The following is a 15062-nucleotide window of genomic DNA, read 5'->3' as shown; positions in this document are numbered from 1 at the left end:
TTTATTTTTTATGTCTGTCTAAATGTTTTTTCACTACGTTTATTATATATACAAATTAATACTAAAAAAGTGCGAAAGATGCCAAAATAATTATCATAATTCGTAGTTGACAAATTGATTAAAATGTGAATGTGTGATATAATTACTCTCATTATTTATAAAAAGGAGCGTTTATTAAAATGTCGGAGCTGCTGAAAATAGCAATCTGCGAAGATGAAACAGATCAAAGAAATATACTGATAAAGTCTCTTGACGAGAGCAACATAAAAAATACATACAGCATTTTTGCAAACGGGGAGGACTTACTTGCAGATTTTAAGCAAGGAGAGTATGACCTTATACTTATGGATATTTATATGGGCAGTGATCTTACAGGTGTGGAAACGATAAAACTTATTCGTAAAAAAGATAAAGATGTCCCTGTTGCATTCGTAACTACAAGCAAAGACCACGCACTTGAAAGCTACCGTTTATCTGCTATGAAATATATTGAAAAGCCTTATTCAAAAGAAAGTATAGGGGATATTTTGCATTTAGCTCTGCTAAAAAAGAATGATGTGCCTGCCCTTTTCGTGCAAAGAAACGGTGCTTGTGAAAGAGTACCTTTTGCAAATATAATTTATATGGAACAGCAGATGCACAAAGTTTTTATCTGTCTGAAAAATGAGGACAGTTTTTCTGTTTACGACAAACTTTCAAAACTGAAAGATCAACTTCCTGAAAACGGATTTTTTGTACCTCACAAAAGTTTTGCAGTAAATCTTTCTTATGTGATGTATATAGATATGGATCTTCGCTGTTTTGTAATGGAAAACAAGACCAATATTCCGATACGCAGAGAATTTTTGATAATGGCAAAAAAGGCTCTGGAAGATTTTCTGTTTGAGCGTACAAGGGGACTTATGAAATGAAAAAAAATTTAAAAATTTTTACAACTTTACAGATTATTTTAGTTTTGTCTGCTATTATTATCACCTTTTCGTCTTTTGGATACAATATGTATCAGGCAAAACCTCCTGAGCCTTTGTATATCAAAGATGTTAAAGTAAGTGTAGATGGAAATGTCCCAAAAAATATTACATTACCTTACAACTTCAAAAACTTAAAACCTAAAACTCCCGTTACTGTTACGGCTCTTGTTACCCCGAATAAAAATGATATGTTCTGTGTCAAGACTGCATACTCACCCGTAAAAATTTATACGGACGATATATTAATTTATGAATTCGGCAAAAAGGAAACCTATCCGAATTTTATGATAGATCCTGCTACGGAGATTTATTTAATAAGATCGCCTGTCTACAATAAGGAAGTCGAGTTTAAGATGGAGTTTTTATCTCCTGTAACTCGCAGTTCCATGACTGTATATCCGCCTATTATGTCTACATTCAAATCTATATTCAATGAATTTGTAGGGATTTACAAAGTTCAGTTTTTGTTTTCGGTTGTTCAGCTTGCGATAGGGGTATTCCTTGCTGTCGTATCACTTATTATTGTTTTTTTTGAAAAGAGAATCGGCAGGATATTCTTTTGGCTCGGTATGTTTTCATTTATTTCAGGCTTATGGGAATTCGGTGAATGTAATTTTACAGGTATGGTTATTAAAAATCCGACTTTACTGTATCTGTTCGCTTTTATAGGCTTGTTTAATGTTTGCATACCTCTGTTGCAACTGGCAATCGTATCAATAGGTTTTAAAAATCCGAAGCCTTTATACATACTTTCTTCTTTTTTGACAGTTTCATCAACTGTAGCAATAGTTTTGCAATTCTTGAGAATATATCCTCTTTCAAGCAGTATGTATGCTTTTCATTTTATGAACACTTGTTCTTTATGTATTCTTTCATTTTTAACTGTATATGAGGCTGTTAAGAATGATAATTTACAGGCGAAACGTTTTGTCATACCGATAGCGATTTTAACTCTTGCATCACTGATTGAAGTTATGAATTATTATTTCAGATTTACGTATAAATTCGCATTTCTTTTTCAAAACGGAGTAATTATATTTATTTTGATTATGGGCTTTACAATAGGATTTTATATCAAAGATTTTGAGACTGTGCGTAAGCAAAATGAAAGTCTTGCCTTTGAGATAGGGCTTATGGAAATACAGATGAGCGAACAGAGGAAGTATAATGAACTGATTGCCGAAAATGAAAAAACGCTGAAAAAGCAAAGGCACGATTTACGTCATCATTTAATCACCATAAGAGAGCTTGCTGAAAATGGAAACGAAAAACTGAACGATTACCTTAATAATTTAAGCAAAAATATACCTGCCGTTCATTTCAATTATTGTGAAAATAAAGCGGTAAGTTCTATACTTTCCCACTATGCAGGTGTATGTGAGGAAGAAAAAATAGATTTTAAGGCAAAACTTATCGTACCTGAAACTGATAATATATCTCTAAACAGCGACCTTACAATTATTTTTGGAAATCTGCTTGAAAATGCAATAGAAGCCTGCATAAAAACGGATAAAGATAAAAGGTTTATAAGAATTGGAAGTGATATAAGCTATGATATGCTTGTTATTACTATGGACAACTCTTATGACGGAAACTTTGTATCCGTAAACGGAAGATTTCGCTCTACAAAAAGAAATGACTTCGGCATCGGTCTTTCTTCCGTACAGTCAGTTGCAAGAAAGTATAACGGGGATGCCAAGTTTGAAGATAAGGATGGATATTTTCAATCATCAGTGTATATGAGGACTGATGATATATAGGAAAATTATGGCTTTTTCGTTTAGATATTTTTTGATATAATAGACTTAAAATATTTTTCTACATAATAATAAAAGCCTCCTTTTCAATATTTTATTTGATTTTAAAAAATAAGGATACAGTTTTGATTTTATTTTGTTATTATAAAAAAGTAACTTTATTTTAATCAAAGGAAGTTTTTTGTCTGATAATCTTCTTAGCTCTTTTGAACTTCACTTGTATAGCAGAAAGTTCTTTATAACAAAAAATACAATATAGATAAATTCTGTATTGTATTTTTTTGTGACACTTGTTATAAATCTTACTGTTTATAAACAAAACCACAATTAGCAAGTTTATTGTATAAATATTCTATTGCTTCTTCATATCCTGCTATTCCTTTACCATATATTCTTTTTTCACAATACATCCCTATATATGATATTTTTCTAAAATCTTCTCTTTCATCTATATTGGATATATGTACTTCTACTGCAGGTAATTGTACCGCTTTTAATGCGTCTAATAATGCTATAGAAGTATGAGTATATGCTCCTGGATTTATTACTATACCGTCCATAGTTTCATAGGCTTGTTGTATTTTTTCCACCAATTCTCCCTCATAATTGCTCTGACAGGATATTACTTCTATTCCCAATGATTTACCTTTTTCTATAACTTTCTTTTCCAACTCTTCAAATGTTTCATGCCCATATATACCTTTTTCTCTTATTCCCAACATATTCATATTGACACCGTTAAGCACCAAAATTTTCATTGAATTCCCTCCAAATATCTGCTGATGTGCGTTCTATATTATCATTATCTATTTCAAAATCTGCAAAATTTTCGTATAAAGTATGTCTTTGCTCATACAATTTTTCCAATACATTTATACCGCCTGATGATAGAGGTCTGCCATCAACAGCTAACTTATCGAGTGGTCTTTTTATATAATATATTCTTGAATTTTGTTTGAGCGACAGATAATTTTCATAATCAAGTATGCTTCCTCCACCCGTAGATATTATTTGATTGTTTTCTTTACCTATTCTTGATATTACTTCTTTTTCTTTTTGTCGGAAATATTCTTCTCCATAATCTCTAAATATCTGAGATATATCTTTTCCTGTTTCTCTTTCTATTATTTCATCTATATCTACCGATTTTTTGCCCGATATTTTTGATATTTCCTTGCCTATTGTTGTTTTACCGCTTCCCGGCATACCTATTATCACTATATTGGATATATTTTTTTTCAAATTTTCTATGATTTTATCTTCAATGTTCGCATCATATTTCTTACCTGTAAACAATTCCGCCGCTTTAATAGCTTGTGCAACGAGCATTATAAGTCCACTTGATGTTTTAATTCCTTTTTTTTCAGCTTCTATTAAAAGCCTTGTTTTGACAGGATTATATATAACATCACATACCCCATGCAAATTATTGAATTTTTCTATATCTACAAGAGTTTTTAAATTATCGGGGTACATCCCTACAGGTGTACCGTTGATAATTACTTCGCTATCGTAAAACTTATCATAATCATCAAATTTTATATTTCCTTTTCTTGAGACAAATGTTATTTTTGATGCCCCAAGGTATTCAGCTGCTTCTCTCGCCGTATCAGATGTAGCACCACTGCCTAATATCAATACTTTTTTATCTTTTATATCTATTTGTGACTTTTCAATCATCCTTATAATTCCATAATAATCCGTATTATATCCACACAGCTTGCCATTTTTATTTATCAGTGTATTTATACATCCTATCTTTTTGGCTGTATCGGATAATTCGTCACAAAACTCCACAACTGTCTTTTTATACGGCATTGTGACATTAATTCCTTTAAACGCTCTTGACTTTATAAATTCTTTTGCGTCTTGCTCCTGTTTTTCTATAAATGTATAATCATAATCGTCAATTTGACTATGTATTGATTTTGAAAAGCTGTGTGTAAGACTTTTCCCTAAAAGACCGTATTCAATCATAAAACTCCTCAAATTTATCATATACTACTGAATCATCTAAATTAGAATATGCTCGGTATATTAAAAATTATCTGTTTTTATTAAATAATAGTGTAATAAATTAAAAAATAATTGTTGTGAAATTTTATATATTATGAATTGAATTTATAATATATTCAACTCAATAAAAAATATTATATTTTATGCTGTAATTTTTTTATATGTCCGTATTTTCTAAAATCATATCCAACATTGATATTGCAACAGCAGCTTCCAAAACAGGGACTATTCTTACTGCTATTGCAGGATCGTGTCTACCCGTAATTTCCAATTTTGTATTTTTCATTTCTTTTATATCAACTGTATCTTGCACAAGTCCTATTGACGCTGTAGGCTTTACTGCTGTTCTTAATATTATCGGCATTCCATTTGTTATACCTCCGTTTATTCCCCCTGAATTATTTGTAGTTGTTACAATCTTGCTGTCTTTTATCTCAAACGGATCATTATGCAAAGAGCCTTTCATTTTCGAACAGCCAAAACCACATCCAAATTCCAAGCCTTTTACACCAGGTATGCCAAAAATCATTGATGACAATCTACTCTCAACAGAATCAAAAATAGGATCTCCTATACCGGCTTTTACTCCATGTACAGCCAATTCTATAATTCCACCTACTGAATTTTTCTCTTTTTTTATATTTTCCAATAATATTTTTGCTTCTTCCAATTTTTCATCATCAAAAAAAGCTAATGTTTTTTCACAAACCTTTTTTTGTTCTTCTATGCTTACTTTTTCTATTGGTACATCTTCTATATCATAAAGAGATTTTATATGTGCATATATTTCTATACCTTTTGATTTTAATATTTGAAGTGCTATACCTCCGATTACACAAAGAGGTGCTGTAATTCTTCCGGAAAAATGTCCTCCTCCTCGATTATCTTCAAATCCTTTATATTTTATATGTCCTGTATAATCTGCGTGTGAAGGTCTCATCTTATATTTCAACTGCTCATAATCTTTGGAGTTTATATCGTTGTTTTTTATTATTACAGCAAAAGGTGTACCTGTTGTTCTGTCATTATAATACCCGGATACTATTTCATAATCGTCCGTTTCTTTTCTTTGTGTTGTAAACTTATTTTGTCCTGTTTTCCTTCTGCTTAAAAATTTATTCAGTTCATCTTTAGATATTTCAAAACCTGACGGAAATCCGTATGCAATAGCTCCTATACGGCTGCCGTGCGATTCACCAAACAATCCTATTTTTAACTTATTTCCTATCAATGATGACATATCTGCCTCCAAGTTTTTCAAAATCTTCATAAAAATTTACATATGATTTATTAACTGCATTTTCTTCGTCCAATATAACAGGATTTTCGCATATTATTGATGCTATTGTAGCAGACATAGCTATTCTGTGGTCATTATATGACGATACCTCTCCACCTTTTAAATATCCTTTGCCTTCTATAACAAGTGAATTTTCTTCTTCTGTTGCTATCCCACCTAAACTGTTTATCATATCGACACTGCTCTTTATTCTGTCGCTTTCTTTTAATCTTAATCTTGATATGTTATAAAATCTCGTTTTTCCTATACAAGCTGATGCCAAAACAGTCAATATAGGCAATAAATCAGGTATATCACAAATATCTATATCTGTTTGTTTTAATATATGTTTATTTATTTTTACAACGCCTGAATTAATGTCTATCTCCACTTTTGCACCGATTTTTTTTAAAATTTCCAATATTTTCATATCTCCCTGCACTGAATTAAGATTAAGTCCTTTTATTTCTACCTGTTTACTTCCTATTGCTCCTGCAACTAAAAAAAATGCAACATTCGACCAATCTCCCTCTATTTTTTGTATAATATCGGATATGCCTTTATTAGTGTATTTGTTATTTTTTGATATAAAATACGATTTTTTTTCCTGCACAACTTCTATACCGTATTTTTTCATAACATCAATTGTCATATCTACATACGGTTTAGATTCCAACTTGCTTATAATATCTATTCTCACATCTTCATTTTGCATAGGTGCACAAAGCAATAATCCGGAGATATATTGAGAGCTTATATCTCCTCTTATGTCAACATTATTAAATCTGAATTTATTAGTAATTTTAAAAGGTAATTTATCAGAAGAAATAAGGCAACCGGATTTTTTGAGTATATCTACGAGTTCTTTTATAGGTCTTTGTGGCAATCTTCCTCTACCTGAAAATTCACATCTGTCAAGTAGAGATGTGATTACAGGTAGCATAAATCTGAATGTAGTTCCACTTTCTCCCATATCAAACTTCAATATTTCATTTATTTTTTTAATTTATCAATATTTATAGGTGTTACTTTTAAAATTCTTCCGTTTATTTTTATATCTGCACCCAATTTTTTCAAACAACCTATAGTCATTTTTATATCATCAGATATATTGGGAATATATAATGATGAATTGAAATCAGATAAAGCTGAACATATCAAGTATCTATGCGCCATGGATTTTGATGACACTGCATCTATACTACCGTTTAACTGAATATTTTCTATCTTAATCAAGATTTGCCTCCATTGCCGATTTTATGTAATGTTTCCATTTTAAAAGAGATATTTTCTTTAATACACAACTGCCTATATCTTGGATTAATATAACAGTTATAGTATCATCTTCACATTTTTTGTCTAAAATACTGTTTTGAAATATCTCTTCAGGCGTAAAATTCGTTGAAATAGGCAAGTCATTTGTTTCTATACAGTTTACTATATCTTTGGCAGTTTCTTTTGTGATAAGATTTAACACATATGACAACTTCGCTATGTAACATATTCCGATTGCAACGGCAAAACCGTGTGTTATACTATAATTACTCAATTTTTCTATTGAATGTCCTATTGTATGTCCTAAGTTGAGCAATCTTCTTATGTCATTGTCCTGCTCGTCCAAGGCTACTATTTTCGCTTTGTATTCGACACAACGCTTTACTAAGTATTCAAGCCTTAAATCATCTTGTTTTATAGGTGAAAACAATTCATAAAACATTTCTTTACTTGATAATATAGAATATTTTATAGTTTCTGCAACTCCGTCCAAAAAATCTTTTTTATCCATAGTTTTATACAGACTTAAATCACATATAACTTTTTTAGGTTGTTTAAACGCACCGAGCAGATTTTTACCTTGTTTTAAATTTATGGCGGTCTTACCTCCTACTGATGAGTCAACTCCCGCAAGTAATGTTGTCGGCAACTGTACAAATTGCATTCCTCTTTGGTATGTTGCAGAGATAAATCCACCTAAATCGCCTATAACTCCACCACCAAATGCCAATAAAGCATCACTTCGTCTGTATTTATTTTCTGCTAAAAAATCAATTCCTTTCAAATAGTTTTGTACAGATTTTGAATTTTCACCATGCGGAAATATCAATACTTCATAATATATATTTGAGCATTTAAGAGAATTTGTAAGTCCGTTTTCATATATCGACCACACTTTATCGTCTGTTATAATTGCAATTTTTTTAAAGCCGAGAGTTAATAAAATTTCACCTGTTTTCTTTAATAAATCATTTCCAATTATAACTTTATATTCATCATCAGTATCTACTGTAACTTCTATAAAATCATCTATATTTTTCATAATATATCCCTATTTAAATTTATATGCTTCATCAATTTTATAATTGACAATTATTTTTTAAATTATGTTTAGTATTTTAATCATCTAATATAACTTTTCTTAATTTAATTATTTTTTTCATCAATAAATCAAACTGTATAGGTGTAATAGACTGCGCTCCGTCAGATAACGCATTTTTAGGATCATTATGCACTTCTATTATAAGTCCGTTCGCACCTGATACTGTAGATGCCATAGATAATGGCTCTACATACTGACTAAGTCCTGCTGCATGAGAAGGATCCGCTATTACAGGTAAATGTGATTTCATTTTCAGATATGGGATTGCTGTTATATCAAGAGTATTTCTTGTACCTGTTTCAAATGTTCTTATTCCTCTTTCACACAATATTACTTTTTTATTTCCACCTGCAAGAATATATTCCGCACTCATTAGAAGTTCCTGATATGTGGCTGACAAACCCCTTTTCAATAAAACAGGCTTATCTATTTTTCCAAGTTCTTTCAAAAGTTCAAAGTTTTGCATATTTCTTGCCCCGACTTGAAGTATATCCACATTTTCAAAATATTTCAACTGCGATGCTTCCATAATTTCGCTTACTATCGCAAGCCCTGTTTCTTTTTTTGCAATTTCAAGCAATTTTAAACCTTCAACTCCCATTCCCTGAAATGAATATGGAGATGTTCTCGGTTTAAATGCTCCTCCTCTTAACACATTTGCACCTGATTTTTTAACAGACTTTGCAATCTCAATTATCTGTTCTTCACTTTCTACTGAGCAAGGACCTGCCATAACCGAAAAATTTTCGCCACCTATTTTCACACCGTTATCTAAAGTAATTATCGTATCATATTGATTAAATGTTCTGCTCGCCAATTTATACTGTTCTTGTATCACTCTTACTTCTGCAACACCCTCTAAAGCCTGCACTGTATCTATGCTTATATGCGAGGTATCACCAATTAAAAGCAATAATGTATAATTGTCACTATCTATTTCTTGAAAACTGATTTCTTTCTTTATAAGCCAATTTTTAGATGCCTGTATTTGCTCAACAGTTGCAGATTTTTTAAATTTTATTATCATAACTTGCCTTTCATTTTTTAATTATATCTATAACAAAAACTTAAAATTGAGTATAGCACAAACTCTCAATATATTCAATTTTTTACTCGATTTAACAAAACCTGGATGTATAAATTATTGTCAGGATTTATAAATATTGGAAAACAATATGAATTTATAAACAATATATTAATTTATATAAGAATGCCATAAAATATGTTATATTTTATTAAATTTATGAAATACTATTTTTCTATCTCTCTATTGAGTTTTAATATTATAAGCAAAAAATCATAACCAATTTTTAGTAATATGTGGTTATGATTTTTTATAATAATGATTACAAATTCAAAGCGTTATAAATTTTGTAAATATATTCAAAGTCTTATAACTTAAATAAAACATTTTTAAAAATTATTTTTGTTTCTTATATAATCCTGTAAGCATAAGTGCTATTGCACCGTCGCCTGTAACATTACAAGCCGTACCGAAACTGTCTTGCAATGCAAATATTGTAAGCATCAATGCAGTACCGTTTTGGTCAAATCCGATAACTGATATGATAAGCCCAAGAGATGCCATTACTGTACCTCCCGGAACTCCTGGTGCACCTATTGCAAATATTCCAAGAAGCAATATAAATAATACCATTGTTGCAACTGAAGGCAATGCGCCCGTAAGTATTTTCGATACAGTCATAACAAAAAATACTTCTGTAAGAACTGAACCGCATAGATGTATTGTTGCACCTATAGGTATAGCAAAATCTACTATCTCTCTGTCAAGTACAGATGATTTTCGAGCACATTCAAGCGACATAGGTAATGTTGCAGCAGAACTCATTGTACCAAGTGCTGTAAGATATGCAGGACCATAATGTTTTATAACTTCAAGAGGATTAGCTTTTGCAATACCTCCTCCAATGCAATAAAGCACAAAAAGCCATACATAGTGCATAACTATTACTATTATAATCGCTTTTAAAAATACCGGCAATTGATATATTATTCCACCTTCATATGCAAGGCAGGCAAATGTAGATGCTATAAAAAACGGAAGTATAGGAACTATAACTCTTTTTACTATTTCCATCATAACATTGTTCAGCTCGTTAAATATGTTTTCAAGTATTTGAGATTTAGTCCATATTATTGCCAAACCGAATAATATTGATGTAATAAGTGCCGTCATTACAGAAAATATAGGGTCTATTTTTAATGAAAAAAGTATCTCCGGCAATTCTCTAAGACCTTCAACATCACTTGATATATTTAGTCCCGGTATAAGTATGTATCCCATGATCATTGACATAAATGCAGCGCCTATAGATGATATATAAGCTATAAGCAAAGCTGTCGAAAGTAATTTGTTGGCATTTTGCTTAAGCCCTGTTATAGCCGGTGTTATAAAGCCTACTATTATTAACGGAACAGCGTAGAATATAACTTGTCCGAGCACCTGCTTCAAAGACATAAATATTTGTATTGCACTCTCATTGGCATTCATTCCGACTATTATACCTATAACTACACCTAAAATAAGTTTGACTATTAAATAATCTTTTTTTTCACTGTTCATTATAATGCCTCCTTAACATAAAAATAAATCCGTTTTAAATAAAAATATTTACAAAATTTAATGCAAAAATATATTATAGCTTCTTATTTTATATAAAACAATGGATAAATATTGCCTTATTGTATAAAAATAATAAATTTTTTATAATAATATAATACACCATATGATAAAAAAAGAAAATGTTTTTTTAATATATATGAATATAAATTTTTGTAAATTTTTTAGCATTTACATATTAAATTAAATATTTTAAAACTGTTTAAAAAGTGCTATAATTATTATAGGTAAACGTTATAATAATTTTGAAGTATATTTAAAAAACAATTATTATCAAGGAGGTTTTTTATGAAAATCAGAAAGAAAAAAGGATTTACGCTGTTGGAAATAATAGCAGCCGTTTCACTTATTGTAATCATAAGCTCTGTAGCTATACCAATGTATATGAATATAGTAGATAAACAAAAATATAATACAGATTTGGCTGTCGCATTGCAATTAGAACAACAAGCAAAAACTTATTACATAGAAAATAAAGATACTGATAAAGAAAAATTGAAAAAATACATAGAAGGTATTTACGGTACTATGCCAAAATCAAAATATAACGGCAGTGAATTTACAGTAGAATTTGATACAGCTAAAAAAGTCACTGTATCTGCTGGTGGAAAAACATTTATAGATAAAGGTAAAGAACAAGAATTTTAGAATGAAAATTAATATAAAAGTTAATAATATAATGAATATTTTTGCCTTTAAGAGTTTAATATCTATATAAAATCAAATATCCGTATTATGTTTAAATGAATATTAATATAAGATAAAGAGTATCTAAATTACAGCAAGTTACTATAGTTTAGATACTTTTAATTTTCTTATTAATATGGTTATTTTATTATCGTTATATTCAGTTACTGATAATACATTTAATCTATTCAATTTACATTTTAATATTTTGATTTCATATTAAAATAGTATGTGTTTAATTCAATAACACTATAAATTTTTAATCTCATATATATTTTTTCAAAAATTTTATAAGCTTATCAACTTCTTCTTCCTTTGTCGCCCATGATGTTACAAGTCTTATCGAAGTCTTATTTTCATCTATACTTTCTACTTTTGAAAATACAAACTCTTTTCCGAGTTCTTCTAATATATCGTTTTTTAATATCATAAATATTTGATTGGATTGTACTTTTTCCAAAAACTCATAATCATCTTTCAAGCTGTCATATATCTTGTATGCCATATGGTTGGAATGTCTTGCAAGCTCAAAATATAAATCATCCTTAAACAATTCGTAAAACTCTATTCCTTGTACTTTCCCTTTGGCATATATACTGCCTTTGCATTTCATCTGTCTTACAAAATTCGGCTTTAAATCCTCATTATTTATTACAAGTGCCTCTCCGAGCATTGCCCCATTTTTTGTACCGCCTATGTAAAACACATCGCTGTATTTAGATAAATCTGTTATTTTGATGTCATTTTCTCTCGCTGTAAGCGCACTGCCGAGTCTTGCTCCATCTACAAACAAATAAAGTCCATACTTTTTACAAACATCATATATATCTACAAGCTCCTGTTTTTTATATATTGTGCCTAACTCTGTTGTTTCTGATATGTATACTGCTTTTGGAAGTGTCATATGATCATCTGATAAATGCTTTTTATATATTTTTTCTATCTGCTGAGGTAACAACTTTCCATTTTTATTTGACACTGTCATTATTTTATGTCCACACGCTTCTATTGCACTTGCTTCATGCACGTTTATATGTGCCGTATCTGTCGCTATAATACCTTCATATGATTTCAGCATATAATCTATTATTGTCAAATTGGTCTGTGTTCCTGCCATAAAAAAATATATGTCACTGTTTTCACATTCAAACTTTTGTTTTATTATATTTTTTGCATTTTCACAAAACTCATCTTCTCCATATCCGTATGTTTGAACATAATTATTTTCAATTATGGCATTTAATATTCTTTCGTGCGCAATCTCATTGTAATCGTTCAAAAAGCTATACATATTATCCTCTCCTTTACTTTGTTATAATATAGATATCAAATTAATACGAATCATAATTTATGAATATCTTAATTTAATAGATTATTAGAGTTATACTAAAACCTATTTAAAATAACACGTAATACTATAAAATGTCTATTTAATTAGGCATAAGTATAAATCATTGATTTTTCGTTAAATATACTCATAATTCTATTAGGGATTAATATTTGATAATAGTATAAAAAGCAATATATAAAAAATATGTATTTCAAGAAAAATAAATTCTCTCAAAATACATATTAATTAATCAAATATTTACTATCTATTTTGCATAATCTACCGTTCTTGTTTCTCTTATTATGCTTACCTTTATTTGACCCGGGTATTCCATTTCTTTTTCAATCATTTTTGAAACATCTCTTGCAAGTTTTGGTAGTAAAGCATCACTTATTTTTTCAGGTTTTACCATTATTCTTACTTCTCTACCTGCTTGTATTGCAAAAGATTTTTCTACTTCTGTGAATGAGTTTGCTATTTCTTCCAATTTTTCAAGACGTTTTATATAGGTTTCAAGAGTTTCTCTTCTTGCTCCTGGTCTTGCAGCTGATATTGCATCGGCCGCTGTAACTATTACTGCTTCAACTGTTTGAGGCTCATAATCACCATGATGTGTTGACATTGCATGTATAACTTCTGAAGATTCTTTATATCTCTTTAATAAATCCATTCCTATCTCTACATGTGTTCCTTCCATTTCATGGTCAACAGCTTTACCTATATCATGGAACAGTCCTGCCCTTTTTGCTATCTTTACATCTGCACCGAGTTCTGATGCAATCACTCCGCAAAGATGCGATATTTCTATTGAGTGATTGAGTACATTTTGTCCATAACTTGTTCTATAATGTAACATCCCCATAAGCTTTACAATTTCAGGATGTACACCATATATTCCTGTATCCATAAGTGCTTTTTCGCCATATTCTTTTATAGCCTTATCAACTTCTTTTTTAGCTTTTTCAACCATTTCTTCTATTCTTGCCGGATGTATTCTTCCATCTGCAATCAATTTTTCCAAAGCCAACCTTGCAATCTCTCTTCTTATAGGGCTAAAAGATGACAATACGACAGCTTCAGGTGTATCGTCCACTATCAAATCCACACCTGTTAAATTTTCTATAGCTCTTATGTTTCTACCCTCTCTACCTATAATTCTTCCTTTCATTTCATCATTCGGAAGATTTACCACGCTTACAGTAGTTTCTGATACTTGCTCGGCTGCAACTCTTTGTATAGCATAAGCGACAATTTCTCTTGCCTTGTTGTCAGCTTCTTCTTTAGCTTGCATTTCGAGTTCTTTAATCTTTGCGGACAGCTCATATCTCACTTCTTTTTCAGAAATCTCAAGAACATATTTTTTTGCCTCGTCTAATGTAAGATTTGATATGTCTTCAAGTTTTCTTATCTGCTGTTCCTTGATTTCGTCTACTTCTTTTTCTTTTTCAATAAGTTGAGTTTTTACATCTGCCAATTTTTTGTCTTTTTCTTCAACCTGCAATATCTTTTTGTCGAGAGTTTCTTCTTTTTGTACTAATCTTTTTTCAAATTTTTGTAGTTCATTTCTTCTATCCTTGTACTCCTTGTCATACTCATTACGCATTTTATGAATCTCTTCTTTAGCTTCAATTATTTTTTCTTTCTTTTGAGCTTCTGCGTCTTTTTGAGATTTTTCAATTAATTCTTTGACATAAGTTTCCGCTGTTCCAATTTTCTTCTCAGATGTATATTTTCTTATGAAAAAGCCTATTATCAAGAAAATAACAGCTGTGATTAAGCATGGAAATAAAATTTTTAAATCTGTAGTAATAATGACCACCTCCTAAAATCTTTTCAGGAAATAATCACAAACATTAAAAGTATAATCGTTAAAGATTAAATATTCTGCCAATTTTTCAAATATTTTTTCACAAAATTAACATGGTTGTCAATGGAATTTTAAACTTAATCCTTTAAATTAGAACCTGCTTTTCAAAAATAAGATTTACTATGCCTTTGATTACT

Annotated in this window: 13 protein-coding genes; 3 read left to right on the top strand and 10 right to left on the bottom strand. The window is 30.1% G+C overall.

Translation table 11 applies throughout. The annotated features are described in order from the left end of the window. Positions 1 to 179: 179 nt before the first annotated feature. Complete coding sequence (locus HMPREF9629_RS02430; protein WP_009524737.1) at positions 180 to 911, top strand: LytR/AlgR family response regulator transcription factor; 732 nt, start codon at positions 180 to 182, stop codon at positions 909 to 911. Then, the gene (locus tag HMPREF9629_RS02425; RefSeq protein WP_009524736.1) at positions 908 to 2731 is read left to right on the top strand and encodes a sensor histidine kinase; all 1824 of its coding nucleotides are present in this window, start codon (positions 908 to 910) and stop codon (positions 2729 to 2731) included. The genes HMPREF9629_RS02430 and HMPREF9629_RS02425 overlap by 4 nt, the downstream gene beginning before the upstream one ends. A 299-nt stretch (positions 2732 to 3030) precedes the next feature. Here HMPREF9629_RS02425 and aroQ read toward each other — a convergent pair whose 3' ends face one another. From aroQ to HMPREF9629_RS02385, 8 genes are all read right to left on the bottom strand, one after another. Beyond that, on the bottom strand, positions 3031 to 3486 hold the full coding sequence (aroQ, locus tag HMPREF9629_RS02420) for a type II 3-dehydroquinate dehydratase (RefSeq protein ID WP_009524735.1): 456 nt from the start codon (positions 3484 to 3486) through the stop codon (positions 3031 to 3033). Next, complete coding sequence (locus tag HMPREF9629_RS02415) at positions 3467 to 4705, bottom strand: shikimate kinase (RefSeq protein ID WP_009524734.1); 1239 nt, start codon at positions 4703 to 4705, stop codon at positions 3467 to 3469. The genes aroQ and HMPREF9629_RS02415 overlap by 20 nt, the downstream gene beginning before the upstream one ends. 196 nt (positions 4706 to 4901) lie before the next feature. Then, positions 4902 to 5984, bottom strand: coding sequence for a chorismate synthase (gene aroC, locus HMPREF9629_RS02410; protein ID WP_009524733.1), 1083 nt, complete (start codon positions 5982 to 5984; stop codon positions 4902 to 4904). Next, positions 5962 to 6996, bottom strand: coding sequence for a 3-phosphoshikimate 1-carboxyvinyltransferase (aroA, locus tag HMPREF9629_RS02405; protein ID WP_009524732.1), 1035 nt, complete (start codon positions 6994 to 6996; stop codon positions 5962 to 5964). The genes aroC and aroA overlap by 23 nt, the downstream gene beginning before the upstream one ends. Positions 6997 to 7016: 20 nt before the next feature. Then, a complete protein-coding gene (locus HMPREF9629_RS12430; protein ID WP_009524731.1) occupies positions 7017 to 7259 on the bottom strand; it encodes a hypothetical protein in 243 nt (80 codons plus the stop codon). Then, positions 7252 to 8340: a 3-dehydroquinate synthase gene (gene aroB / locus HMPREF9629_RS02395; RefSeq protein WP_009524730.1), complete on the bottom strand. Its 1089-nt coding sequence runs from the start codon at positions 8338 to 8340 to the stop codon at positions 7252 to 7254. The genes HMPREF9629_RS12430 and aroB overlap by 8 nt, the downstream gene beginning before the upstream one ends. 76 nt (positions 8341 to 8416) lie before the next feature. Continuing rightward, positions 8417 to 9427 (bottom strand): 3-deoxy-7-phosphoheptulonate synthase, encoded by a 1011-nt coding sequence (gene aroF, locus HMPREF9629_RS02390; RefSeq protein ID WP_009524729.1) that lies wholly within the window; start codon positions 9425 to 9427, stop codon positions 8417 to 8419. A 393-nt stretch (positions 9428 to 9820) separates the two neighbouring features. Continuing rightward, the gene (locus HMPREF9629_RS02385; protein WP_009524728.1) at positions 9821 to 10984 is read right to left on the bottom strand and encodes a dicarboxylate/amino acid:cation symporter; all 1164 of its coding nucleotides are present in this window, start codon (positions 10982 to 10984) and stop codon (positions 9821 to 9823) included. 345 nt (positions 10985 to 11329) lie between these two features. Between HMPREF9629_RS02385 and HMPREF9629_RS02380 the strand changes: the two genes are divergently transcribed. Next, entirely contained in the window at positions 11330 to 11689 is a 360-nt protein-coding gene (locus HMPREF9629_RS02380) for a type II secretion system protein (RefSeq protein ID WP_009524727.1), read from the top strand. Positions 11690 to 11993: 304 nt separating this feature from the next. Here the strand turns inward: HMPREF9629_RS02380 and HMPREF9629_RS02375 are convergent, their stop codons facing one another. Both HMPREF9629_RS02375 and rny read right to left on the bottom strand, forming a co-directional pair. Next, a complete protein-coding gene (locus HMPREF9629_RS02375; protein WP_009524726.1) occupies positions 11994 to 13019 on the bottom strand; it encodes a threonine aldolase family protein in 1026 nt (341 codons plus the stop codon). A 304-nt stretch (positions 13020 to 13323) separates the two neighbouring features. Continuing rightward, positions 13324 to 14850 (bottom strand): ribonuclease Y, encoded by a 1527-nt coding sequence (rny, locus tag HMPREF9629_RS02370; RefSeq protein ID WP_139062749.1) that lies wholly within the window; start codon positions 14848 to 14850, stop codon positions 13324 to 13326. Between the last annotated feature and the right edge of the window lie 212 nt (positions 14851 to 15062).

Source organism: Peptoanaerobacter stomatis (assembly GCF_000238115.1).
Lineage (GTDB): Bacteria > Bacillota > Clostridia > Peptostreptococcales > Filifactoraceae > Peptoanaerobacter > Peptoanaerobacter stomatis.
Note: the sequence above shows the minus strand (reverse complement) of the source record. Positions and strands in the feature narration are given on the sequence as shown.

What these genes read in the sequence shown, in the direction of transcription:
- HMPREF9629_RS02430 (WP_009524737.1), top strand. Translation starts at nt 180, where the DNA reads ATGTCGGAGCTGCTGAAAATAGCAATCTGCGAAGATGAAACAGATCAA.
- HMPREF9629_RS02425 (WP_009524736.1), top strand. Translation starts at nt 908, where the DNA reads ATGAAAAAAAATTTAAAAATTTTTACAACTTTACAGATTATTTTAGTT.
- aroQ (WP_009524735.1), bottom strand. Translation starts at nt 3,486, where the DNA reads ATGAAAATTTTGGTGCTTAACGGTGTCAATATGAATATGTTGGGAATA.
- HMPREF9629_RS02415 (WP_009524734.1), bottom strand. Translation starts at nt 4,705, where the DNA reads ATGATTGAATACGGTCTTTTAGGGAAAAGTCTTACACACAGCTTTTCA.
- aroC (WP_009524733.1), bottom strand. Translation starts at nt 5,984, where the DNA reads ATGTCATCATTGATAGGAAATAAGTTAAAAATAGGATTGTTTGGTGAA.
- aroA (WP_009524732.1), bottom strand. Translation starts at nt 6,996, where the DNA reads ATGGGAGAAAGTGGAACTACATTCAGATTTATGCTACCTGTAATCACA.
- aroB (WP_009524730.1), bottom strand. Translation starts at nt 8,340, where the DNA reads ATGAAAAATATAGATGATTTTATAGAAGTTACAGTAGATACTGATGAT.
- aroF (WP_009524729.1), bottom strand. Translation starts at nt 9,427, where the DNA reads ATGATAATAAAATTTAAAAAATCTGCAACTGTTGAGCAAATACAGGCA.
- HMPREF9629_RS02385 (WP_009524728.1), bottom strand. Translation starts at nt 10,984, where the DNA reads ATGAACAGTGAAAAAAAAGATTATTTAATAGTCAAACTTATTTTAGGT.
- HMPREF9629_RS02380 (WP_009524727.1), top strand. Translation starts at nt 11,330, where the DNA reads ATGAAAATCAGAAAGAAAAAAGGATTTACGCTGTTGGAAATAATAGCA.
- HMPREF9629_RS02375 (WP_009524726.1), bottom strand. Translation starts at nt 13,019, where the DNA reads ATGTATAGCTTTTTGAACGATTACAATGAGATTGCGCACGAAAGAATA.